Origin of the sequence: Levilactobacillus fuyuanensis (assembly GCF_003946395.1) — a bacterium.
Classification (GTDB): Bacteria; Bacillota; Bacilli; order Lactobacillales; family Lactobacillaceae; genus Levilactobacillus; species Levilactobacillus fuyuanensis.
This window is the reverse complement of the sequence record NZ_RHNZ01000014.1, coordinates 19,910-45,306: the sequence shown is the minus strand read 5'-3', so window position 1 is coordinate 45,306 and position 25,397 is coordinate 19,910. Positions and strand designations below refer to the sequence as shown.

Genomic DNA, 25,397 nt, shown 5'->3' with positions numbered 1-25,397 from the left:
GCGTTCCGTAAGGCAGGTTCCTGCGCTTAACAAAAATAAGCTCCCCGGCCGGCAGGAATTTTACTAGCCATATTTGTTCAGTACACCTGATTTGCTCTCGCCTGATTATCCCGATTCTGGCAAGTTCCAAAACGCGTTCCGCTAGCCAGATTCTTCCGCTTAACAAAAATAAGGCTCCTAGCCGGCAGCTGCCGACTGACTACATTTGCTCAGTACATCTGACTTGCTCTCGCCATACTATCCCAATACTGGCAACTTCCGAAACGCGTTCCGTAAGGCAGGTTCCTGTGCTTAACAAAAATAAGCTCCCCGGCCGGCAGCTGCCGACCAGAGAGCTTATTCTCGTTAATGCTCAGAACCTAAGCGCCTTACTGCACGCTCTTAAGCCTGTGAATCCTCTTGCATTTGCTTTTCCAAATCGCTGATTGAGTAGACGCCTTCGGTTGACGAACCGCCAACTTCCTTGGGCTTGATCTGACGGTAATCTGGCATCCCAGTCCCGGCAGGAATGATCTTCCCAATAATAACGTTTTCCTTCAAACCAACTAATGGATCGTTCTTGCCACGAATAGCAGCGTCGGTCAAGACACGCGTCGTTTCCTGGAAGGATGCGGCTGATAAGAAACTGTTCGTTTCCAAAGCAGCCTTGGTGATCCCCAAGATAACTGGACGCGCCGTAGCGGCGATACCACCAGAGATTAACGTCTGGTAGTTAGCGCGACGGAAGTCTTGAATATCCATCAAAGTACCAGGCAAGACATCGGTATCGCCCGGATCCATGATCCGAACTTTACGTAACATCTGCCGAACCATGATTTCAACGTGCTTATCACTGATAGCAACACCTTGCATCCGGTAAACACGTTGCACTTCACCTAAGATGTAAGTTTCAGTAGACAAGACATCGCGAACCCGCAGCATTTCCTTAGGATCAACAGACCCATAGTTCAATGCTGAACCACGGTGAATGAAGTCGCCTTCGCTGACCCGCATACGAGCAGTGATCGGTAACGTGTAACTCCGCGTATCGGCTTCACCCTTAATGGTGATTTCCTTGGTCCGTTCTGCTGGGTTTTCTTCGATTGATTCAACCGTCCCAGTAACTTCAGTAATTTCAGCTTTACCTTTAGGGTTCCGAGATTCAAATAATTCTTGAACACGAGGAAGCCCTTGGGTAATATCTTCGTTCCCGGCAACACCACCGGTATGGAAGTTACGCATGGTCAGCTGAGTACCTGGTTCACCGATAGATTGCGCGGCAACAGTACCAACGGCTTCACCAACTTCAACTTCGTCACCAGTAGCCATGTTACGGCCATAACAATGTTCACAAACACCATGTTCAGTGTTGCAAGTGAAGGCGGAACGAATCGTCACTTCTTCAACACCAGCATCAACAATCTTTTGTGCCGTGTCTTCGACGATCATTTGGTTCTTAGGAACAATAACGTCCCCAGTCTTTGGATCGTAGACGGTCTTTTGGGTGTAACGCCCTAAGATCCGGTCATACAATGGTTCGATCATTTCGTTACCATCAGTGATGGCACGAATCTTCAAACCACGGTCAGTCCCACAATCCTTTTCCCGAATGATAACGTCTTGCGCAACATCGACCAGACGCCGAGTCAGGTAACCTGAGTTGGCAGTCTTGAGGGCCGTATCGGTCATCCCTTTACGGGCCCCATGGGTCGAAATGAACATTTCCATAACCGTCAGGCCTTCACGGAAGTTAGACGTGATAGGCAGCTCCATGATGTCACCACTAGGAGCGGCCATCAAGCCACGCATACCAGCCAACTGGGTAAAGTTAGAAATGTTACCACGAGCACCAGAATCACTCATCATAAAGATAGGGTTCTGTTGGTCGAAACTGTGAATCAGAGCGTTTTGAATGTCATCCTTGGCATCGTTCCAGATCCCAATAACTCGTTCGTAACGTTCGTGGTCGGTGATCAACCCACGACGGAATTGCTTCGTTACCGTAGCAACCTGTTTGTGGGCTGCGTCGATAATTTCTGGCTTTTCCTTCAAGTCGGTAACGTCGACCATCCCAACCGTTAACCCAGACTTCGTGGATTCGTCGTAACCCAAATCCTTGATCCGGTCCAACAACTTAGAGGTTTCAGTAACCTTGTATTGTTGGTAAACGGCAGCGATAATGTCAGACAAGAAGCCCTTCTTGAATGGGCCAACTAATTCAGCATTTTGCAGGTAATCGTGAATGTCTTCGCCCGGTGCCAAGAAGTACTTGTCAGGGACGTAGCCGTTCAGGTTCGTGCTGGTTGGTTCGTTCAAGTATGGGAATGACTTAGGCAGGATGTTATTGAAGATCAACTTCCCAACGGTCGTTACCATAATCTTACTGCGTTGTTCGTCAGTAAATGGCTTGTCAGTCATGCCGGAGACTTGGACCCCGACACGGCTGTGCCAGTGAACCAAACCGTTACGGTAAGCCAAGACGGCTTCGTTGAGGTCGGTAAAGATCATACCTTCCCCTTCACGGTTATCTTCTTCCATGGTCAGGTAGTAGTTCCCGATAACCATATCTTGAGAAGGCGCAACAACTGGCTTACCACTGGCAGGAGCCAGGATATGGTGAGCAGCTAGCATCAGCAAACGTGCTTCAGCTTGTGCTTCGTCAGATAATGGCACGTGAATGGCCATTTGGTCCCCATCGAAATCGGCATTGTAAGCTTCACAAGCCAATGGGTGAAGACGCATAGCTTTACCACTAACCAAGACTGGTTCGAACGCTTGAATCCCCAAACGGTGAAGCGTAGGTGCCCGGTTCAACAGAACAGGGTGTTCCTTGATAACATCTTCAAGAACATTGAAGACATCGTCATCTTCACGGTCGATCTGGCGCTTGGCATTCTTAATGTTAGAAGCCAAACCACGCGCAACCAATTCCTTCATGATGAATGGCCGGAATAATTCCAGAGCCATTGGAACTGGCAGACCCATTTGGTTGAACTTGAGGGAAGGACCAACGTCAATAACGGAACGACCAGAGTAGTCAACCCGCTTCCCTAACAAGTTTTGACGGAAACGTCCTTGCTTCCCTTTCAACATGTGTGAAAGAGACTTCAGTGGACGGTTACCAGGACCAGCAACTGGACGGCCACGACGACCGTTATCGATCAAAGCATCAACGGCTTCTTGAAGCATCCGCTTTTCGTTTTGAACGATGATCCCAGGTGCGTTTAAGTCCAGTAAACGCTTCAACCGGCTGTTCCGGTTGATAACCCGCCGGTACAAGTCATTCAGGTCGGACGTTGCGAAACGACCACCTTCGAGTTGTACCATTGGACGAAGATCAGGTGGGATTACCGGAATGGCATCCATTACCATCCATTCAGGACGGTTACCTGAAGTCACGAAGGCTTCCAAGATGTCCAAACGACGAACGGCACGCGTCCGCTTTTGACCAGTGGCTTCCTTCAATTCTTCTTTTAATTCCTTAACTTCTTTATCCAGGTCTACGGCCATCAATAGCTTCTTGATGGCTTCGGCACCCATTTCAGCCTTGAAGGCCTTGCTACCGTATTCTACAAGTTTGTCACGGTAATCCCGTTCGGAAAGGAGTTGCTTCTTTTCCAATGGGGTGTTACCTGGATCTAAGACAACGTAGGATGCAAAGTAGATGATTTCTTCCAGGGCACGAGGACTCATGTCGAGGACCAAGCCCATCCGACTTGGGATCCCCTTGAAGTACCAGATGTGGGTTACAGGAGCAGCCAATTCGATATGGCCCATCCGTTCACGACGAACCTTAGAACGGGTAACTTCAACACCACAACGGTCACAAACGACACCCTTGTAACGGATCCGCTTGTATTTCCCACAGGCACATTCCCAGTCCTTGGTAGGACCGAAAATCCGCTCGTCGAACAGCCCATCTTTTTCAGGCTTTAACGTCCGGTAGTTGATGGTTTCAGGCTTCTTGACTTCCCCGTAAGACCAGCTACGGATCTTATCAGGTGAAGCCAGCCCGATCTGCATGCTTTCGAACTTATTGACATCGACCAAAGAAGCGACCTCCCTTATTAATTAGTCTTGTGTGTTCGGTTGACTTTCATTTTTCGTTGATTCTGGTGTGGTCTTGGCACTGTCGGCCTGAGCTTGCGCTTTGCGTTGCTCTTCTTGCTGTTGGGCGTACTTGCTCAAAGCATCAACGTTCACAACATCATCGTCATCGTCGTCCATATCGCGGAGTTCGATTTCTTCGTTGTTCCCGTTTAAGACCTTCATGTCCAACCCTAAGGATTGTAATTCCTTAACCAGAACACGGAATGATTCAGGGACACCAGGCTTTGGAATTGGATCGCCCTTAACGATGGCTTCGTAGGTCTTAACCCGACCAACAACGTCATCAGACTTGTACGTCAAGATTTCTTGCAACGTATAAGCGGCACCGTAAGCTTCCAAGGCCCAAACTTCCATTTCACCAAACCGTTGGCCACCAAATTGTGCTTTCCCACCAAGGGGTTGTTGGGTAACCAATGAGTAAGGTCCAATGGAACGGGCGTGCATCTTGTCGTCGACCATGTGAGCCAACTTCAGGTAGTTCATGACACCAACGGCAACCCGCTTATCGAACGGTTCACCAGTCCGACCATCGTATAAGACAGTCTTGGCATCAGCAGCCATACCGGCTTCCTTCAAAGCGTCCGCGATATCAGTATCTTGGGCACCATCGAAGACTGGCGTAGCCACGTGAATCCCTAACTTACGAGCAGCCATCCCTAAATGCAATTCGAGCACTTGCCCGATGTTCATCCGGGAAGGCACACCCATTGGACTCAGCATGATGTCGATTGGCGTCCCATCTGGCATGTATGGCATATCTTCTTGAGGGATAACGACAGAAACCGTCCCCTTGTTACCATGACGACCAGACATCTTGTCACCAACTTGGATCTTACGCTTTTGTGCGATGTAGACCCGAACCATCATGTTGACACCAGGTGATAATTCATCCCCGTTTTCACGAGTAAAGATCTTAACATCCTGGATGATCCCGCCACCACCATGTGGAACCTTAAGGGAAGTATCCCGCACTTCACGGGCCTTTTCACCAAAGATAGCATGGAGTAAACGTTCTTCGGCTGATAATTCAGTCACACCCTTAGGCGTCACTTTACCAACTAAGATGTCACCGTCTTGAACTTCGGCACCGACACGGATAATCCCGTCTTCGTCCAAGTTCTTCAAGGCATCTTCACCGACGTTAGGAATTTCACGCGTCATTTCTTCAGGTCCAAGCTTCGTGTCACGTGCTTCTGATTCGTATTCTTCAATATGAATCGACGTGTAAACGTCATCGCGAACCAACCGTTCGTTGATCCCGATGGCATCTTCGAAGTTGTACCCTTGCCAAGTCATGAAGGCAACTAATGGGTTTTGCCCTAAAGCAAGTTCCCCATTTTCCATTGAAGGACCATCAGCCAAGATTTCGTCGTTGTCGACGCGATCGCCAACCTTAACGATTGGACGTTGGTTGTAGTTCTTACCACCGTTTGACCGGCGGAACTTCATGAGCTTGTAAGTGTCAAGCGCATCGTCGTCGCGACGAACACGGATTTCACGTGCATCGACGTATTCAACAGTTCCTTCGTGTTGGCTAATTAAAGCAACCCCGGAGTCATGCGCAGCTTTATATTCAATACCAGTCCCAACCAGTGGTGCATGAGGGTCAAGCAATGGCACAGCTTGCCGTTGCATGTTGGCACCCATCAAGGCACGGTTGGAGTCATCGTTTTCCAAGAAAGGAATACATGCAGTGGCCACGGCAACAACTTGCTTAGGCGAAACGTCCATGTAGTCAATCTTGTCAGCACTGGTTTCGATGTTGTTATCTTCGTCACGGGCCATGATGGTATCCGTAGCAAATGAACCGTCATCGTTTAAAGGCGTGTTGGCTTGGGCAACGACGTAGTTATCTTCTTCATCAGCAGTCAAGTAATCGATCTTGTCGGTAACCATGTGCGTGTCCCATGACACACGACGGTATGGCGTTTCAATAAACCCATACTTGTTAACCCGTGCGTAACTGGACAGACTGTTGATCAACCCAATGTTAGGACCTTCAGGCGTTTCAATTGGGCACATCCGACCATAGTGGGTGTAGTGAACATCCCGGACTTCATATCCGGCACGGTCACGCGTCAAACCACCAGGTCCAAGGGCAGACAGACGACGCTTATGGGTTAATTCACCCAAAGGGTTGGTCTGGTCCATGAATTGTGACAATTGAGATGAACCGAAGAATTCCTTAATGGAAGCAACCACTGGACGAATGTTAATCAATTGTTGTGGCGTTACGGTTGCGGCGTCTTGAATAGACATCCGTTCACGAACGACCCGTTCCATCCGGGATAACCCGATCCGGAATTGGTTTTGCAACAATTCACCAACGGAACGAATCCGCCGGTTACCCAAGTGGTCAATATCATCGGTGTTGCCAATCCCAATTTGCAGATCGAAGAAGTAGTTCATGGAAGCAATGATGTCGGCTGGGCGAATGTGCTTCAGCTTGATGTCAATGTTCCCATTCCCAATAACGGGAACTTCTTGTTCTGGGTCATCTGGAGATTGCACCTTGATGATTTGTAACTTCAGAGGTTCAGTAACAACCGCTTCGTCTGAAGGTTGGAAAGTAACCATCTTGAAATCATCTTGATCCAAGAATGGTGCCAACGTCTTCATGACGTCCTTGTCAACGACCGTCCCCTTTTGCGCGATAACTTCACCAGTATCTGGGTCAGCTAACGTTTCAGCTAAGGTCAAGCCGAGCAAACGCGTCTTCAGGCTGAGCTTCTTATTGGTCTTGTAACGACCAACGGGAGCCATGTCGTAACGCTTAGGGTCAAAGAACCGTGCCGTCAGCAAGCTCCGTGAAGAGTCAGCCGTCTTTGGTTCACCTGGACGTAGCCGTTCGTAGATATCCTTCAAAGATTCTTCAACACGGGAATCGTCGGTATTCTTGTGAATATCCTTTTCCAACGTGTTAGACAAACTTTCATTGTCGCCTAAGATATCTAAGATTTCATCATCGGAACCGAAACCTAATGCCCGAACTAATTCGGTCATTGGAATCTTCCGCGTCCGGTCGATCCGAACGTAAGAAATATTCTTAGCGTCGGTTTCGAATTCAAGCCAAGCACCACGGTTAGGAATAACCGTTGCGCCAAACACAGTCCGGCCGTTCTTGTCAGTATCTTCATTGAAGTAAACGCCTGGTGAGCGGACTAATTGAGAAACAATAACCCGTTCTGCCCCGTTAATGATAAAGGTCCCTTGGGCCGTCATTAATGGGAAGTCACCGAAGAAGACGTCTTGCGATTTAATTTCGCCCGTTTCATGGTTGGTTAAGCGTAAGGTCACGTGCAGTGGTGCTGAGAAATTGGCATCGTGTTCCCGTGCTTCATCGACCGTATATTTGGGTTCCAGTAATTGATAATCAACAAACTCTAACGAAAGGTTTCCTTGAAAATCTTCGATTGGCATGATGTCGTCGAACATATCCCGTAAACCTTCATCGAGGAACCAGTTGTAAGAATTCGTCTGAATCTCGATTAAGTTAGGGAGATCAAGGACTTCCTTGATCCGCGAATAGCTACGGCGAGTACGGTGTTTCCCGTATTTCACTAAGTGTCCTGCCAAGTTGTTCACCTCTCCTATTTATTCTGTAAATTGGTCAAAATCCCTAATGTTACATTTTGATTACATTTGCATAATCAGCCGGATTTTTGGCAAAAAAAATCCAAAAACAAACCCACAGTTTGCTTTTGGCTTCTTATAACGGACGCTACCGGACAATATATCGGTGCATCCAATTTCAATTCACAGTTGCATACAAATGATATAGTACTAGATTCTAGGGTAAATGTCAATAGAGAAGCTCTACTTCTTAACGGCAACCCCAAATAAAATCAACCGCACCAGTGCTAGTGTCTGATCGTGCTGTGAGGCATCCGCAGGTCCGACGTGGTGGAACGTATTGAACAGTGGACTCAGGCTGGTCAGATAAAAGGAAGCCGCGTCCTGGGCCTTAACCCCATCTTGCAAGCTGACCACACCGGTCTCAAAGAAGCTGGTCAGGGGCATCAGGTAATCTTGCATGAAAACCATCCCCAGTTGTCGCTTGTTCTCCGGTTTCAGGAACTTGAAGCTCCCATGAATCACGGTGAAGACATCCCGTGGGTGAGCGCTAGTAAGCACTTCAGTGACTGTCGTTAAAGCTTCCACGGGGTCCGCATCTGCTGGCATCTGCGCTACCGCGTCAGTGATACCGGTTTTGATCTCTCCCCCAACGGTCTTGATGACCTCCAGGAAGATGACCTCCTTATCGCTAAAATGGTGATACAGGGCAGGCTGGGTAATTCCCACTTGTTTCGCAATATCGCGGGTCGACGTCGCCTGGTAACCCTGTGCCAAGAATTGTTCCCGCGCTGCAGCTAAGATAGCGGCGTGGGTGTGGGTCAATTGTTCTTCTCTCTTCATGAGCAGGCCGGCTTCCTTTCTAAATGTGATTTGTTTTTTCATATTATATATAGGTTGTTAAAACTGTCATCTACGACCGCCAGAAATTTCACGATTGACGATCCTAAATAGGGACCTAATCAGCCAGTAAAGTGTGACCAATCAACCTTCCTAATATACCATATTATCAATTTAAGTGTACCACATTCATTTATCACCAGCTAGGTCAATGCCTGTGGTTTACCATCTGCTGAGGGACTAGCTCCAACTCACCTTTAAGGCCTACCTGTGTCTAAAAATAGTGGTGTCTCCCCCATCCAGAGGAAACACCACTATCGTTCATTTATCGTAAATTTAGTGACTCGCCACTGCAGTTGGCTTAGCCTTGCTTGGTGCCTTCACGTTTACCGTGATTTCACCACGCGTCGCCCCAACCGTGACCTGGTCGTTAGCTTTAACTTCGCCATTCAGCAAAGCCTCACTCAACTTATCTTCAACCTGCGTCTGCAGAGCCCGACGAATTGGCCGTGCCCCGTATTCGGGATCAAAGCCCGCCTTGGCGACCACTTCAATGGCAGCCGGTGTGATCTTCAGCTTGATGTTTTGTTCAGCGACCCGGTCCACGATGTGCTTAGCCATCAACTTCACGATTTCGTGGAGTTCATCCTTCTTCAAGGAGTGGAAGATGACCGTTTCATCGATCCGGTTCAGAAATTCTGGCCGGAACGACTGCTTCAACGTTTCGCGAATGGTCTGAGACATTGCCCGGTAACTGTTGGCCATGTCCTCGGCACCAAACCCAACGGTCTTTTCATCCCGCAGCTTCGTTGCCCCCAAGTTAGACGTCATGATCAAGATAGTATTCCGGAAGTCGACCTTACGCCCCTTAGAATCGGTCAGGTACCCGTCATCTAAGACCTGCAAGAGAATGTTGAAGACGTCCGGATGAGCCTTTTCAACTTCATCGAAGAGGACCACGGAGTACGGCTTCTGCCGAACCTTTTCCGTTAATTGGCCACCCTCGTCGTAACCGACGTAGCCGGGAGCCGACCCGATTAAACGACTGGTTGAGTACTTCTCCATGTATTCGCTCATGTCGACACGAATCATGTTGTCTTCGGAACCAAACATGGCTTCGGCCAGTGCCTTAGCTAATTCGGTCTTCCCAACACCGGTGGGTCCTAGGAACATGAATGACCCGATTGGCCGGTTAGGGTCCTTCAACCCTGACCGTGCCCGCCGAATGGCCCGAGAAACGGCTGAAACGGCTTCCTCCTGGCCAATAACCCGCTTATGCAGGATTGACTCCAGGTTAACCAAACGATCGGCGTCCGTCTGCTTCAGCTGCGTTACGGGAACCCCCGTCCACTCAGCCACGACATCGGCAACGTCTTCGCCGGTAACATCGATCGCGTATTGCCGGTCTGGTGTCACCGCGGCAGCAGCCTTAGCCGCACGGGCCTCAACCTTTTGCCGGAGGGCCATTTCTTCCGTCCGCAACTTAGCGGCTTGTTCGAAGTCCTGGCGTTCGATGGCAGCTTCCTTGGCTGCAGCAAGGTCGGTTAATGCCTTTGCTTGCTTGCTAGCCGGCGTTGGCTTATCCATCTGATCGATACGGACCTTTGCGGAAGCTTCATCCATCAGGTCAATGGCCTTATCCGGTAAGAAACGATCGCTGATGTAGCGCGTCGATAATTTAACGGCTTGGTCCAAGGCATCATCCGTAATGTTGACGTGATGGTGATCTTCGTAGCGTGACCGCAAGCCCTTCAAGATTTCTAAGGCTTCCGCACTCGTTGGTTCGTTGACCTGAACCGTCGCAAACCGCCGTTCCAGAGCAGCATCGGATTCGATGTACTTCTGGTACTCATCCAAAGTAGTTGCCCCAATGGTTTGGAGTTCACCACGAGCCAGTGCTGGCTTCAAGATGTTGGAGGCATCAATGGCCCCTTCAGCACCACCGGCACCGATCAGCGTGTGGAGTTCATCAATAAATAGGATGACTTGACCATCGTTGTAGATTTCTTCAATGACCTTCTTCAGCCGATCCTCAAATTCCCCACGGTACTTGGTCCCAGCTACTAATGAGCCCATGTCGAGCATCATCAGCCGCTTGTTCTGCATATCCTCGGGAACATCGCCGGCCACGATCCGTTGGGCTAAGCCCTCGGCAATGGCGGTCTTCCCGACACCGGGTTCGCCAATTAAGACGGGGTTATTCTTCGTCCGCCGACTCAGAATCTGGATGACCCGTTTGACTTCCTTTTCCCGACCAACAGTTGGGTCCATGCGGCCTTCTTTAGCGGATTCAGTTAGGTTCCGTGCCAAAGAATCCAAGGTTGGTGTCCCACCCTGTGGTGCGCGACGACTACGGTTATCGTTGCGCCGCTTAGGGGTATCCGTGATACCAAGTTTACGTAAGACGACCTTGTGGGCATCGGGTAAGGCTACGTTGAGGTTCTTCAAGATACGAGAGGACAGGATCGTCTCGTCACTCAGTAAAGCCAGTAACAAGTGTTCCGTCCCAATCTTGGTTGCGCCTAATCGCTTAGCTTCGTCACCAGCCAAGGCCAACATGGATTTGGCCTTTGGTGAGTACGGCAAGTAACTATCCTTGTCTGTGTTTGCTAAAGTGCCATAGCCGGTAAAGCGTTCAATCTCTTCGCGAACGTCATCGTCGGTCACAGAAAATTGCTGTAAGACTTTGTTAGCAATGCCATTTTTTTCAATGGTGAGGGCCAGTAGTAAGTGTTCCGTCCCCACCGCTTGGTGCTTGAAGTATTTTGCTTGTTCCTGTGCCAAGACGAGGACACTCTTAGCGCTTGGTGTAAATAAATTATCCATTGCAGCTCCTCACTTTCTTAACTCTCATATCGTAGGTGATTCAAAATTGAAATTAAAATCTGAGCGCGAATCTGCTCATCCGCCTGTCGGTCACCCGTGTTAATGGCGTCCTTATTGATGGCTGCCAAGATGATATTGGCTTCGCTACGGTTGATGGCCCCAGCTTCGAACAGACTCCGCACGACGGATAGACTGTCATGCCGAGAAATCTGATCACCAACGGCCGTGACTAACGAGTCGATAAAGTCGAGGTTATCTAACAACTTGACCTTTTCGATGCGAATATAACCGCCACCGCCCCGTTTACTCTGAACCACGTAGCCGTCCTGAATCGTGAAACGCGTCTTGATGACGTAATTGATTTGGGACGGCACAACGTTAAACTGATTGGCAATTTCCGCTCTGCGGATCTCCACCTGCTGGGATTCAGCCAAAATCTGCTTCAGGTAAGATTCAATAATATCCGAAATATTCTGATTCTCCATTATCGTCCCCCCTTCAGTCCAGTGTTCTTGACTAATGTTGACTAATATTATACGAAACTACAGTGAAATTGCAACGGATTAGACTGCTTATCGCTGAGAAGTTTTATTTTCTTACCAACAACTGGCAATCAGGTTGCCACCCACAACCCAGGAATTGCTGCTTCACGGGACCTACAGGTATACCTCACGTCATTCCATACAATGATAGTAATCCAATTTCTTCAGATTAGCAGCCAACAGCACTTAGTAATCTATGGTAACAAAAAAACGGCCAGCCTCCAAACAATCTGTATGGAAACCGCCGTTACGCTTATTATATGTATTCGGGATAAAAAAATCGGGAAGACAAGATTTGAACTTGCGACCCCCACGTCCCGAACGTGGTGCTCTACCAAGCTGAGCTACTTCCCGAGAAAAAGCTCACTGACCCACAAATCTTGTCAGTCAAATCGGGAAGACAGGATTCGAACCTGCGACCCCCTGGTCCCAAACCAGGTGCTCTACCAAGCTGAGCTACTTCCCGAAAATTGCTTACAATTGCTTATAAGCAACAAAAATGCACCCAGTAGGAGTCGAACCTACAACCTTCTGATTCGTAGTCAGACACTCTATCCAATTGCGCTATGGGTGCATAATTATTATTCAATTAAATGCCGAGGACCGGGATCGAACCGGTACGGTCATCACTGACCGCAGGATTTTAAGTCCTGTGCGTCTGCCAATTCCGCCACCCCGGCAAAAGGGCAAAAGCGGAAGACGGGATTCGAACCCGCGACCCCCACCATGGCAAGGTGATGTTCTACCACTGAACTACTTCCGCAAATTGGCTATTATATTAATGGTGCCATGCCGACTAGAGGATTCGAACCTCCGACCTCCTCATTACTAGTGAGATGCTCTGCCAACTGAGCTAAGTCGGCAAAATATTTTTTAAGATATTTTGCAATATTCGGTTAATGCAGGTGAAGGGACTCGAACCCCCACGTCATAAGACACTAGAACCTAAATCTAGCGCGTCTGCCAGTTCCGCCACACCTGCAACGCTGGCGAACTAACGCCGAGGAACCTGAGTTCCCGATGGAGGATACAGGGCTCGAACCTGTGACCCTCTGCTTGTAAGGCAGACGCTCTCCCAACTGAGCTAATCCTCCATGGACTTCCGAAGCAAGAAGTATATCTCGTTCGAAACAACTATTATAATTTACCATGTTCAGCGAAGCTTGTCAACAACCTTTTTGAAATATTTTGAATAAATATTCGTTAGCTGAATAACTACTCGCTTAACAACAAGTAATATTTTAGCGTACCTGAGAAGAAAAAGCTAGTCTTTTTTGCATTTTCTTGCAAAAAACTTGAATCGCTTATTTCTTGTAGTTGCGGTCAACACACTGCCTTGCGCCTTCAGCGCGACGGGAGCTAATTAACCAACAGAAACTATTTTATACGAACTCCCTACCCTACGTCAATAAGAAATTGCAAAAATAATCAAAATAATTATTCATTTCATAATTAGGGCGCATAGCACTCTCGCCAAAGCCCTACATGACACTGTTCTCCGCTACTTTAGCCGACCATTCAAAAAAGGCACTTAACGGTTATATTCACCGTTAAGTGCTCCATTCAGTGCCGACTTGCACTGACTACTTATTCATATTGATGCATGTAAGTTGCATTTAACACAATCATCACGCGACCTGTAAATAGCTAAAGGTTACTTCGTGATCCGCGTTACGCCACCCATGTAAGGGACCAAGACATCGGGAACCGTGATAGAACCGTCAGCGTTTTGGTAGTTTTCCATGATTGCAGCGACTGCCCGACCAACGGCCAAGCCAGAACCATTCAAGGCGTGGACATATTGGAGCTTGCCATTGTCATCACGGTATTGGATGTGTGCCCGACGTGCTTGGAAGTCCGTCGTGTTAGAACAGCTGGAGATTTCCCGGTACGTATTTTGTTCTGGGAACCAGACTTCCAAATCATGAGTCATAGCAGCCGTGAAGCTCATGTCGCTCGTCGTCAGCGTAATCACATGGTAAGCCAAGCCCAGCTTCTGTAAGAGGCTCTCAGCATGCTTCGTTAAGGCTTCCAGTTCATCCCATGAGTTCTCTGGCTTACAGAACTTCACCATTTCAACCTTGTTAAATTGGTGGAGACGGATCAAGCCACGGGTATCGCGACCGGCACTCCCGGCTTCGGAACGGAAGGCTGGGGTCAAGGCAGTGAACCAAACTGGCAGGTCCTCTTCAGGGATTACTTCGTCACGGTAGTAGTTGACCAAAGGCACTTCGGCCGTAGGAATCAAGGTCATGTCCTCGTCTCGCAATTGATAAACGTCTTCCTTAAACTTAGGGAATTGGCCAGTCCCGTACATGGAATCATCGTTCACGATGTATGGGGGTAAGACTTCCTTGAAGCCAGCTTTGGTGTTTTCATCAAGGAAGAAGTTGTAAACGGCTCTCTCTAGACGTGCGCCTAAGCCCAAGTAGTAGAGGTAACGACTTCCGGAGACCTTGGCCCCTGCTTCAAAGTCCAAGATACCCAAGTCCTCACCCAATTCGTAGTGGGCCTTTGGCTTGAAGTCCAAGTTAGGCTTTTCGCCCCACTTATGAATTTCGACACTGCCGTCTTCCGTCAAGCCAACAGGCACGTTGTCATTAGGAATGTTTGGTAAGTGAGCAGCCGCGTCGTGGACTTGGGCCTTCAACGTATCGAGGTCAGCATCGATCTTCTTGATGTCCGCACTAACCTGACGCATTTCGGTAATCTTGTCGTTAGCGTCTTCCTTGTTGCGCTTCAGTTGTGAAATTTCATCGGACACCGTGTTACGTTGGGCCTTCATGGTTTCACTCTTAACGATCAATTCCCGGCGTTGGGCATCTAAGCCCAATAGGTCATCGATATCAGCGGGATCAACACCCCGGGTTGCTAACTTCTCTTTAATGAAGTCTGGTTCTTGGCGAATCAATTTTAAATCTAGCATCTACTTACTCCCTTCAATTTTCCGGATGGTACAAAAAAAGCCTCCGTCACATGGGACGAAGACCTTCGCGGTACCACCCAAGTTCATGACTGCAATCTTCAGTCATACCCTTGAACATGATAACGGTCTGCACCGTGCGGCATTACCCGCCCACTTTAGTTAGTGCTGGAATGTTCGACGTTGCGGTTTGCAGCTTTCCCCGCTTCTCTGGCCGTCTACTGGATAGGCACCTCGTGTTTTTGATTACGCTTATCATACCGCATTTCGGCCGTGATGACAATCGGGAATTTTTCCGGCTACTGTATTAGTACAGCTATCGTCTGCGGCTGCCAGAGATTCCGCCTGCTACTTACCTGCAGATTGCGTAAAAGCGCCGCCTGCGGCTGTCAGAATTCCGCCTGCTGTGGGGACCGGTCCAAGCCTGAGAAGCGGTCTTGGACCTCGACTTGAAGCCGCAAGGACCAGCGTCTCCAAGCTCGTCCCATGACCTAACCTGACAAAAATCGTCAGCTAAGGTCATCGTCACGGCTGGCTACATTCTGACCTCCTCCGGCTAAGCTTGTTACTCACCCGGATACTTGCTGATGACAATACCGCAAGAAATACAAAATTTCCGCCAAATTGTTATATGACGCGCGAAATCCATTAGCTATGGCAGCTCTTCGATAAGAACTGACAGCAGACAAAAAACGGATCTATGCGAAAATTCACTATTCTTCTCAATCGTAAGAGAACTCTAGTGTGTCTACACTTGGGGTTCCCAACCAGTTCAATGCATACTGTCAAACGTTGCCTTAGCCGAAGGCAGCCAGGGTGTAGCCAGCTGTGACAGCGGTGTTAGACCGGTGACCTTCCCGGCCGTACAGCGCGGGACGCGTTGGGAAACTCGCACGAATTTCGCGAGGTTTCAAACCGAGACGAAAGCTCGCACTCTGGCTGCAGGCGGTCCCCATAGCAGGTGGAACCCTGGCTGCCGCAGGCGACACCCGCAACATTTGTCAGATGTATTTCGCTGTAAAGAAAAGAGCACTAACCGTGGTCAGTACTCTCAAACGCCTAATAGCGTTTAGTCAAATTAAACTTAAAGTGACGCAATCTTTTCATCGATCAAGTGGAGAACTTCTTGACGTGCGGCTGGGTCTTCCACGAAGTCCAGCTTGTCACCATCGATTTGCATCTTGGGTGACTTGTCGTAGCTGTTGTACCAGTTCACGTAACGTTGGTCGAGTTGTTTGTAGTATTCAAACAAGCTAGGATCGTGATCGATCTGTTCGTAAGAACGGCCACGTTTCTTGATCCGTTCCAACATCGTTTCAAAGGAAATATTGATGTGAATCAACAGATCAGGGTTCTTCTTGTGAACGGCGTCTGGTAATTCTTGCATCATGTTGGCCAGTAAGGAGTCGTAGATGTCAACTTCTGTGCTGGTTGCCCGACCGAGGTCAGCGTTTAAGTGAAAGAGCAAGGAATCTTCAAAGATTGAACGATCCAAGACACTTTCATTGTCAGCGTTGGCAGCCTTAATGCTGTCCAACCGCTTGTTTAAAAAGTAGATTTGCAATAAGAAAGCATACTTTTGCGGGTTCTGGTAAAACAGTGGCAGAATCTTATTATCGTCCACCGATTCATAAAAAGCTGGTTTCTGTAAGTGTTCGGCTAATAAGTTCGTTAAACTCGTCTTGCCGGCCCCAATTGTTCCTGATAGTACAAGCATGCTATCTCTCCTTTGATTTACGCGCATACCGGAAATCGTTTTCATCCGGTCTAAATTTCAACACTACATATTGTACCAACCCTACCGGCAAAAGACAATATATCGTGGAAAATTCCTCTTCAGCGGTTGACGGGTTCTGTCCCCTTGTCAGACACAAAACGGCGACTGGTCGGGATTCACCCGAACCAATCGTCGTTAAAATTTTTTTATTTAAGTGAAAATTGCCCACACAATTTCAGATTAATCGTTTGATGCTTCACGTGCTGCAGCGTCTTCCTTTAACGTCCCATCACGATGGACTGGGGAAACGTCGACATCCTTCAATGGAATCAACTTCGTGTGCTTCTTGATCTTGTAGCCAACGTAGAGCACTAAGACCAGTGGCACACTCATGTAAGTAACCAGTACTTGTTCCCAGTTACCCGTGAAGAAGGATTGTGGATCTTGACCTACGATAACAGCGATACATAATACCAAGGCCAGGATTGGTCCTAATGGGAACCACTTTGCATGGTACTTGAGTTCAGACAGCTTGTGACCTTGTAAGGTGAAAGCCCGACGGAACCGTAAGTGAGATAAAGCAATCCCGAACCAAGCAATGAATCCAGTCAACCCACTAGCAGCAACTAACCACATGTAGATTTGAGGACCGGCAATACTACTGATAAAGGTCAGCGCAGCGATGATGGTCGTGGCAAACAATGCAGGATAAGGAATCCCATTCTTACCAGTCTTTTCGAACAACTTAGGTGCATAACCTTCCTTAGAAAGGGAGAACAGCATCCGCGTTGAAGCGTACATCCCGGAGTTGGCGGCTGAGATAACGGCCGTCAAGATAACCGCGTTCATCACACTAGCAGCGGCGGCCAAACCGGCACGCCGGAAGACCAACGTAAATGGACTGATTGCAATATCACTTGCAGAAGAACCTAACAGATCATGACTCGTGTATGGTAAGACAGCGGCAATGACAAAGATAGCTAAAATATAGAATAAAATAATCCGCCAGAACACTGAGTTAATCGCCTTAGGCACACTGTGTGAAGGGTCTTCAGATTCACCGGCCGTGATACCAACTAATTCAGTACCTTGGAAGGAGAACCCGGCAACAACGAACACACTCAGAATGGCTGGGAAACCGCCAACGAATGGTGCCTTCTTGTAAGTGAAGTTTTCCAAGCCAGTTGCGTGACCACCCATGATACCAACGATGGTCATTAACCCAACGGCCAGGAAGACAAAGATCGTGACAACCTTGATCAGAGACATCCAGAATTCCGTTTCACCAAAGGCTTGCACGGAGAATGCGTTGATTGTGAAGACCAGAAGCAAGGCAACGGCACTCCAGATCCAGCCGGGAACGCCGGGTAACCAGAACTTCATAACCAAAGCGGCAGTAGAAATGTCAACGGCAACCGTAATGGCCCAGTTGAACCAGTAGTTCCAGCCCATGGCAAATCCTAAAGCTGGATCAACATACTTGGCAGAATAAGCGGCGAACGAACCAGAAATTGGCATGTTCGTGGCCATTTCGCCCAAACTAGTCATCAGGAAGTAAACCATCAGACCCATGGCAACATAGGCAACTAGCGCACCACCAGGCCCGGCGGTTGAGATAGCTGAACCACTTGCGACGAATAACCCTGTCCCGATACAGCCACCTAACGCGATCATTGATACGTGTCGCGTCTTGAGTCCCCGCTTAACTTGATCAGAAGCCTCGCTGGTTGTTGCGTTTGTCATGCTTTGTTCCATAATGTTTCCTCCTTCTTATTTTAGAAGGACTTCCTCGAAACGACCCAGTGAACGAAAAAATCTCCTTCGCAATAAAAGCCCGCGAAAGAGATTGGAAAGTTCATAATTCCAAGTCAATATCGTTGAAAGCGCCCCGCAGCCTAATATTTGACTGCGACAGTCCCTGATCTGTTAAACCAGGACCCAATCCTCACGCTAGGTAGTCACGTGGGAATTTCGGCAATCGCCCCTTTTGCTTCCCCTCATCGGTGATACCCACCTGAGGGAAGCGACTCATGTTGATTGCGCCTCTTCTATTCGATACATTGAAGTATACTCATGAATTCTGAAAATTGCAAGATTAAATTTAGATTAGTGTCAATTATTTTGCGAATCATCCAGGCTTAGTCGAAACAAAGCTTGACGTTGCAACGTTTGTCCACCACCGGTCACGCCCATCAATTGGTCACCAATTGTTTGGAAACATAATTTTTCTAATAATTGGCAGGAGCGTTCGTTGCTGACCAGGCAGTTGGCCCAGACTAATTTAACCGACGATTCTGCCTGGCTCAAATCCCTAAAACATGCTGTTAAAGCCTCAGGCATGAGGCCTCGTCCCCAATATTCAGGGTCCAAGAAGTACCCCAATTCTAGACTCGTTTCATCGGGAAGGCCGTTATCTGCGAACCAATCGTAAAAGATGACCGCGCCAATAAATTGATTGGTCTGGTGAAGAACGACTGCGTAAGACTGCACACTGTTTCGATCCGCGCGGTACCACCGCCGAACCTGCTGGTCATCCGGTTGTGGTGAGAAACCCACGGGCTGTGCAATCACTGGATTGGTCACTAAGCGCTTATAGGCCGGATAATCGCTGTCCGTCAGGGGCCGTAAGTCCAGCCGTTGCGTCTTTAAAATTGCTGTCAATCGCACAACTCCCTCTCGTTATTTTTTGATAAAGTGCGTTACAATTAGATATAATGTCTGCATAACTTTTAGTATCTATACTAACATGATCTTAACATGATTCACTAATTCAAGGAGGATTTGCAATGAAGATTATTACCCAGTCACTGGCCACCGACTCCGCGGCTTACTTACAAGGTTACCTGCGTGAGGACGGCAATGCGACCGCTCCCGCCATAATCATCGTGCCCGGTGGGTCTTACACGCACATCCCCGAGCAACAGGCTGAGGATTTAGCCTTGGCTTGGTCCGCCCGGGGCTTTCAGGCCTTCTTCCTTCGCTACAGCTTTACAGGAGAGAAGCATCCCCTGTTGCCTGCACCAATCGTTGAGTTGGCCCAAAGTGTCGCCACCATCCGGCAACACGCTGAGGAATGGCGCATTGATTCCGATCGTATCACTATCGCCGGCTTCTCCGTGGGTGGCCACATCGTTGCCCTCTTCAATGACCTCTGGCACGATGCCAAAATCAACACCCTCGCTGGCACCCAGCCGGAACAGGTCAAGCCAAACGCCGTGATTCTGGGCTACCCGGTTATTTCGCCCAAGCTAGGCTTTCCGACTGACGCACAAGTGTTGGCAAGTTGGACGGATGATGTCGACAGTATTGCCGCCGATGAACTGGTCAATGACCAAAACGTTCCCACCTTCATCTGGGGTACGGCCGCCGATCCACTGGTACCGGTTCAAAACGCAATGAGCTACGCCCAGGCTTCCCTGGCTCATCATGTAGACACTGACCTTCACATCTTCCATCACGGTCCCCATGGCTTGGCACTTGCGAACCACGTGACGGCGTGGAAACCGGGAACCGATCTGCCCCACGTTGCCCACTGGATGGATCTGGCGAACGAATGGCTGAACGAGCTAAATTAACTTAAAGTCATTTAAAGAATTATTGACAAAAAGGTAGTTGCGTCAATTCCAAATGGAATCGATGCAGCTACCTTTTGATTTTTGCTAAGAATATTATCCTCAGCTTCACTTTCATACCCTTAAATTTCGGACTTCTTGAGTAGTGGCCAGTTCTGCATCATCGGCGCAACCCGAATGTAGAGGCCCTCTGCCACTTGTAACCACAAGTAAGCCAATAAGATTGCCCCAATGGTATCCGTTGGGAAGTGCGCGTTTAAGTAGACTCGAGAAACCATAACCAACACCATCCAGATAATTAGGACGATTCGAAGCACCCAGGCCTTCCACGCATGCGAAATCATTGGTAGGAGCACGACCCAGATCATCGCAATAATCAGAAATGTCCCGAAGACGTGCCCACTGGGAAAGCTAAAGCCGTCGTCAATGGCCAAATGGGTCGATGGCCGGGGACGCGCAATGACCTTCTTCACCAAAGCGGCGATAACATCCCCACCGGCTAAGGTTGCTAAGCACCAGAGCGCTGGAATCTTGAATTTGAAGCCCCACAATAAGAAGGCGAGGATCAAGACCCATATAATAGCTAATTTTGGTTCTGCTAGGCTAGTCACTCCCCTGTATAGTAACGTTTTCCAGCCTGGCTGGTTCTTCTGGACCACGTCAATGATTGATGAATCCAAGAAGTCCACGTAGGCGTTCTGGGCCTTCACAAAGTAAGCCACCACCAGGAAAAGTACCGTGGTCAATGTAAACTTCCACGGCCGATCCCGATCTCGATTAAATAACATCATGATTAAAATTCCTTTCGTCATACCCGATTCTGGGAAACCCCTAGCAATGAGTATACCACCCCACCGCTAGATTTCTAGAGTTGCCTTAAATTATCAAACTTCCTTAAGGTTATCGCCGATGCCGCCAGACCCGTTGCTGGACCCGGTTGACCAATTCTGATAGCAGAAAACCAAAGGCAATCGCTCCGGAGATCATGACGACCTGAATTAGGAAGACAAACGCCGTGGAGTTCTCTCCCAGCGCAAAATACTTGATCATCTGGTAGGCCTGACCCCCAGGTACCAGGGGCACCAACGCGGGGATATTAAAGAGAATCATCGGCATCTTCTTGATCCGGGCAGCCTGCAGCGAGGCCACCCCAATGAGGACCGCCCCCATCATGTTACCGACGACGTAGCCGCCACCCCAGATCACGATAAATTTATATACAAAGTAACCCATGACCCCAATCCAGCCCGCATAGTTCAGCGCGCGCCGAGGGATGTTCAGCAGGATACCAAAGCCGATGGTCGCCACGTAATTACCCGCGACCTCAATCAAAAATTCAGTCAAAGACATTTGGTACCCTCCCTAAAGAAATTGTAAGACCATGGCAATGCCAAAGCCGATTGCAGCCGCACTGACCAAAGCCTCCACACCCCGTGCCGGGCCACTGACTAGGTTACCGGCCAGAATGTCGCGCACGGAATTGGTGATTGGCACCCCAGGCACTAGGGGCATGACGCTCCCAATGATAATATCATCCACGCTATTCCCCAGTCCCAGGTGAACAGACCAGATAGCTAGCACCCCAATCGTGGCTGCTGCTGCAAATTCCGACAGGAAACGGATCTGAATAAATTTGTTGAGTAGGTAGAAGACTAACCAGCCCAGAGCCCCTACCACACAGGTGATCCAGAAATCAGGGAGGTTATGCCGGAAGACGACCTCCAAGGGTCCACTGACCATGGCGGCCGACAGGAGCTGGAGCCAAAACGGAAAATACTTGGTCGACTTGTCCAAGTGACCCAATCGATTAGAAAATTCCTGTAGCGTGATCTTGTGCACCGCAAATTGCCGCGACAAATCGTTCACCACAGAGATCTTCTCCAAGTCAAACGTCCGGCGCTTGACCGGTTCGATCTGAGCGCCAACCTCACCATTGATGGCCATCAGAATCCCCGTGATCATCACGAAAAGCTGGCTGGTTTTCGCCCCCGCGTTGTGGGCAATACGTTCCATAGTATCTTCGACCCGCTCGACTTCCGATCCATTTTCAATCATGATTCGACCAGCGGTTAATGCCGTATGTAAAATTAATTGATCCCGTTTCTTCTGGCTACTCATCTCTGTCCCTCCCGCCGGTTTTCACTTATTATACGACAGTCGCTACGGGTCTGACACCACTAACTTACCGGATAACGCAAATACTTTAGAATTTGGCTGGTTGGTCTACGAAGTGTCGCCTGCGGCTGTCAGGGATACTGCCGCGGTCACAGCCGGCGCCATCCCTAGCCTCCATCGACTAGGCTGGCTTTGATTGCAAATGTTGCTTTTATCCCTAAAAAGTTTTTATCTTAAAACGAAATTCCTATGTATTCTGGAAAAAGTGAGACTGATTTCCAGATTTTTACATTAGTAATAAGTATAGGGGAAACCCAACCATTCTGGCCGATAACGCGTCATAAATAAAAGGAGCAACCAGTAGCTACCGATTGTTCCCGTCAATTACATTATATTTAATATTTGCAGTTCAAAGCGTAGCATTATCACTTCAAAATCATTAAATGTTGCCGGCTAAACATTTATCTAGACGGAGGCTGTCAGGGGTGGCGCCAGCCGTGTCGACGGTGTAAGTCCGGGCGGTTGCTTTTGCCCGGACTTACAGCGTGGGACGTGTTTGGAAACTCGCACGCTTTTAGCGAGGTTTCAAGCCGAGACGGAAGCCCGCCTTTTGGCTGCAGTCGTTCCCCACAGCGGCAGAACCCCTGGCAGCCGCAGGCGACAATGTTCAGCCAAATTTACTTAATGAAGATGTAGTGGGACGCCTTATAGCTCACAATCAATTCCGCATCATCCGTTAAGTTCTGAACGGTCACGGGGCCTTCAAATGGATCGTGCTTGATGATCCGCAGTTGATCACCGATATCCAACTTCAAATCACCCAGATACGTCAATAAGTCCCGGTTGTCGATAAACCGGTCCACGGTCACGACCGAGCCGTCCTTAGCATCATTCAAGACCACATGACTGTCTTCATGGTAGTGGCCAAACCGATCCGGAATGACCCCACCGTGGGGACAATGCGTGGGGTGACCCAGCATGTCATCCAGTGAATTGACTAATTTAGGACTTGTCACGTGTTCCAGCACTTCGGCCTCCGCGTGAACGTCGGGCAGATCATAGTCCAATTTTTCCACGAGAAAGACTTCCCAGATTCGGTGCTTACGAACCAAATCCTCGGCCAGCCGGATACCCCGGTTAGTCAGGGAAATTCCCGCGTAGGGCGTGTGCTCGGCCAAACCCTCTGCCGTCATCTTATTGACCATTTCGGTCACGGACCCGGCAGCAATATTCAAGCTGATAGCAATCTGTTTGTTGGAAACTTTCTTTTGCTTACCACCCAGCTCGAAAATAATTTTTAAATAATCCTCCTTCATCGGAGTCATCACTGTTCACCTCATCTAGATTATGTTCCTAATACAACAACATCAGCCGCACAGTTACTCGTGTCGCCAATCATTTTGATCATAAAATAATGCTTCGTGCTCTCCCCGATGGCACTCCGCCTGAATCGTCACGTGATTCACATTATACTTCCGACACAGCAAGGTTTCAATCTGCCGATAAATTGGTTCGATCTCTGCCAAAGGTAAATCATCCATATTGACGTGCACCGAAAAGACAATATTATTCTCGTCAATCTGCCACGCATGAAGATGATGAACCCCTTCAACCTCCGGCAACTGCTCAATATCGGCAGCAATCGCTTCATAGTCGAGATTGGGTGAAGCTTCCATCAGAATGCCCAACGTCTGCTTCACAATCGGCCAAGATTCGATAGCAATATAAATCCCCACCAGAATCGTAATCACCGGGTCAACCCAGTTCACGTGCCACACGGTGATCATCACGGCCCCAACAATCACACCAACCGAAGCCAGTGCATCACTCAATAAATGCAGATACGTCGCACGCACATTCAAATTGTGCTTAGCCCCCCGATTCAGGAGCACCGTGGACAGAAGATTCGCCACGAAACTCACGATTGCGACCAGGAGCATGACCGTCCCCTGCACGTGCTCGGGATGAAAGAGCCGCCGAACGGCTTCGACCGCCAGAATGACGCAGACAACCACCAATACTAAAGCGTTCAACAACGCCGCCAAAATTTCTGCACGTCGATAGCCATACGTGTTGGTGCGTGTCTGCTGGCGGCCACCAATCTTATGGGCTGCATAACTCAACACTATGGAGAGTGCGTCGCCAAAGTTGTGAAAGGCGTCTGAGAGCAGTGACAGACTGCCCGATAACAGACCACCAATGAATTCAAATATCGTAATCACAACGTTTAACACGGTAACCAGAAAGAACCGGCCACCCGATAAGCTACTCTTCTCCAACGTGCACCACCCCTATGGTTGACTACTCCCTATTATCGCAGAGTTTAGAGCGAATGAAAAGGTGGTTTTCGGCAAACCTGACTTTGACGCAAAAATAGGATCAATTCCCGATGAAAGCGGAACCAATCCTACTATTGTATACATCTTTATTTAACGGAACTGCACGTCACAAAATTATTTGGTCGTCACTGAGTGCAGCATGTGTTCTGGCTTAACGTTAGCGGTAACCCGTTCGTAGGCAAAATCCTTCGTGCCAGGCATATCAACGGCGGCAAGATCAATCATCCCAGTTTCAGTGAAACCGTTCTTCTTGATCACGTGTTGCATTGCCATATTTTGAGGGTGCGTATCAATGCGGATACTTTCGATGTCCGCCGCGTGGTCAATCTGTTCAAAGAGCCGACTGAACAATTCACCGGCAAGTCCCCGACCATGATGGTGGCTGGATACTGCTACACGATGAATCGCCAAGTAAGGCGCCTGTTTGGTCAGCCACTGACCTTCAATCTGTTTGTACGTTGGGTCTTCTCCCGGAATAATTGCGGCAGTTCCCAAGATTTCGTTGTTCTCTTCCAACACGACCGTCCACCCTTGGTGAATGTCGTCAACTAAGACCGCAGTGTTGGGGTAGGCTCCCTGCCATTGATCAATTGCTTGGGCCGCCAATAATTCACGACCATCACGAATGATTGATTCAATTTGTGGTAAGTCCGCCATAGTAGCTTGTCGTAACAGCATGTATAACACCATCCTTCATGTTTTTGGTTTAAAGCGATTTTGTTATATTAACACGCTGACGACGAAATACAACCATCTTGACCAACTTTTTTCTTCTGTGCAAAATGGCACAAATGAAAACGCCCATCTGATGGCTTTCATATAAAAATTTTCTTTTCATTTTTCTTTCATTTTCTCACAGAT

At 48.7% G+C, this 25,397-nt stretch carries 16 protein-coding genes, 8 tRNA genes and 1 riboswitch; of the genes, 1 reads left to right on the top strand and 23 read right to left on the bottom strand.

Going from position 1 to position 25,397, the window contains the following annotated elements:
- Positions 1–381: 381 nt before the first annotated feature.
- From rpoC to EKM73_RS08410, 17 genes are all read right to left on the bottom strand, one after another.
- Positions 382–4,029, bottom strand: a complete 3,648-nt coding sequence (gene rpoC / locus EKM73_RS08495; RefSeq protein WP_125701522.1) for a DNA-directed RNA polymerase subunit beta' — start codon at positions 4,027–4,029, stop codon at positions 382–384.
- A 21-nt stretch (positions 4,030–4,050) separates the two neighbouring features.
- Positions 4,051–7,665, bottom strand: coding sequence for a DNA-directed RNA polymerase subunit beta (gene rpoB, locus EKM73_RS08490; RefSeq protein WP_125701521.1), 3,615 nt, complete (start codon positions 7,663–7,665; stop codon positions 4,051–4,053).
- A gap of 240 nt (positions 7,666–7,905) precedes the next feature.
- Entirely contained in the window at positions 7,906–8,505 is a 600-nt protein-coding gene (locus EKM73_RS08485) for a TetR/AcrR family transcriptional regulator (protein ID WP_125701520.1), read from the bottom strand.
- A gap of 333 nt (positions 8,506–8,838) precedes the next feature.
- A complete protein-coding gene (locus tag EKM73_RS08480) occupies positions 8,839–11,328 on the bottom strand; it encodes an ATP-dependent Clp protease ATP-binding subunit (protein WP_125701519.1) in 2,490 nt (829 codons plus the stop codon).
- 17 nt (positions 11,329–11,345) lie between these two features.
- Complete coding sequence (locus EKM73_RS08475) at positions 11,346–11,813, bottom strand: CtsR family transcriptional regulator (protein WP_125701518.1); 468 nt, start codon at positions 11,811–11,813, stop codon at positions 11,346–11,348.
- Between the two features lie 337 nt (positions 11,814–12,150).
- Positions 12,151–12,224 (bottom strand) — tRNA-Pro (locus EKM73_RS08470).
- Positions 12,225–12,262: 38 nt separating this feature from the next.
- Positions 12,263–12,336 (bottom strand) — tRNA-Pro (locus tag EKM73_RS08465).
- Positions 12,337–12,370: 34 nt separating this feature from the next.
- Positions 12,371–12,444: transfer RNA gene (locus EKM73_RS08460), tRNA-Arg, on the bottom strand.
- A gap of 20 nt (positions 12,445–12,464) precedes the next feature.
- Positions 12,465–12,550, bottom strand: a tRNA-Leu gene (locus EKM73_RS08455).
- A gap of 11 nt (positions 12,551–12,561) precedes the next feature.
- A tRNA-Gly gene (locus EKM73_RS08450) sits at positions 12,562–12,633 on the bottom strand.
- A gap of 27 nt (positions 12,634–12,660) precedes the next feature.
- Positions 12,661–12,733 (bottom strand) — tRNA-Thr (locus EKM73_RS08445).
- 37 nt (positions 12,734–12,770) lie between these two features.
- Positions 12,771–12,852, bottom strand: a tRNA-Leu gene (locus EKM73_RS08440).
- 39 nt (positions 12,853–12,891) lie between these two features.
- Positions 12,892–12,964, bottom strand: a tRNA-Val gene (locus tag EKM73_RS08435).
- A gap of 560 nt (positions 12,965–13,524) precedes the next feature.
- Positions 13,525–14,796, bottom strand: a complete 1,272-nt coding sequence (gene serS / locus EKM73_RS08430) for a serine--tRNA ligase (RefSeq protein ID WP_125701517.1) — start codon at positions 14,794–14,796, stop codon at positions 13,525–13,527.
- 1,081 nt (positions 14,797–15,877) lie between these two features.
- Positions 15,878–16,510, bottom strand: coding sequence for a deoxynucleoside kinase (locus EKM73_RS08420; RefSeq protein ID WP_125701516.1), 633 nt, complete (start codon positions 16,508–16,510; stop codon positions 15,878–15,880).
- Between the two features lie 240 nt (positions 16,511–16,750).
- On the bottom strand, positions 16,751–18,265 hold the full coding sequence (locus EKM73_RS08415) for an amino acid permease (protein WP_191988626.1): 1,515 nt from the start codon (positions 18,263–18,265) through the stop codon (positions 16,751–16,753).
- Between the two features lie 118 nt (positions 18,266–18,383).
- Positions 18,384–18,566: riboswitch (Lysine riboswitch) on the bottom strand.
- 56 nt (positions 18,567–18,622) lie between these two features.
- Positions 18,623–19,171: a GNAT family N-acetyltransferase gene (locus EKM73_RS08410; RefSeq protein ID WP_164508902.1), complete on the bottom strand. Its 549-nt coding sequence runs from the start codon at positions 19,169–19,171 to the stop codon at positions 18,623–18,625.
- 125 nt (positions 19,172–19,296) lie between these two features.
- On the opposite strand from EKM73_RS08410, the gene EKM73_RS08405 reads away from it, so the two are divergent.
- Positions 19,297–20,085: an alpha/beta hydrolase gene (locus EKM73_RS08405; RefSeq protein WP_125701514.1), complete on the top strand. Its 789-nt coding sequence runs from the start codon at positions 19,297–19,299 to the stop codon at positions 20,083–20,085.
- 119 nt (positions 20,086–20,204) lie between these two features.
- Here EKM73_RS08405 and EKM73_RS08400 read toward each other — a convergent pair whose 3' ends face one another.
- The 6 genes from EKM73_RS08400 to EKM73_RS08370 form a co-directional block, all read right to left on the bottom strand.
- The gene (locus tag EKM73_RS08400) at positions 20,205–20,873 is read right to left on the bottom strand and encodes a phosphatase PAP2 family protein (protein WP_125701546.1); all 669 of its coding nucleotides are present in this window, start codon (positions 20,871–20,873) and stop codon (positions 20,205–20,207) included.
- A 109-nt stretch (positions 20,874–20,982) separates the two neighbouring features.
- Positions 20,983–21,432 (bottom strand): threonine/serine exporter family protein, encoded by a 450-nt coding sequence (locus EKM73_RS08395; RefSeq protein WP_125701513.1) that lies wholly within the window; start codon positions 21,430–21,432, stop codon positions 20,983–20,985.
- Between the two features lie 12 nt (positions 21,433–21,444).
- Positions 21,445–22,200, bottom strand: a complete 756-nt coding sequence (locus EKM73_RS08390; RefSeq protein ID WP_125701512.1) for a threonine/serine exporter family protein — start codon at positions 22,198–22,200, stop codon at positions 21,445–21,447.
- A 674-nt stretch (positions 22,201–22,874) separates the two neighbouring features.
- On the bottom strand, positions 22,875–23,522 hold the full coding sequence (locus EKM73_RS08380) for a metal-dependent transcriptional regulator (RefSeq protein WP_125701511.1): 648 nt from the start codon (positions 23,520–23,522) through the stop codon (positions 22,875–22,877).
- 54 nt (positions 23,523–23,576) lie between these two features.
- Complete coding sequence (locus tag EKM73_RS08375) at positions 23,577–24,476, bottom strand: cation diffusion facilitator family transporter (protein ID WP_125701510.1); 900 nt, start codon at positions 24,474–24,476, stop codon at positions 23,577–23,579.
- A gap of 174 nt (positions 24,477–24,650) precedes the next feature.
- Positions 24,651–25,214, bottom strand: coding sequence for a GNAT family N-acetyltransferase (locus EKM73_RS08370; protein ID WP_125701509.1), 564 nt, complete (start codon positions 25,212–25,214; stop codon positions 24,651–24,653).
- Positions 25,215–25,397: the final 183 nt, after the last annotated feature.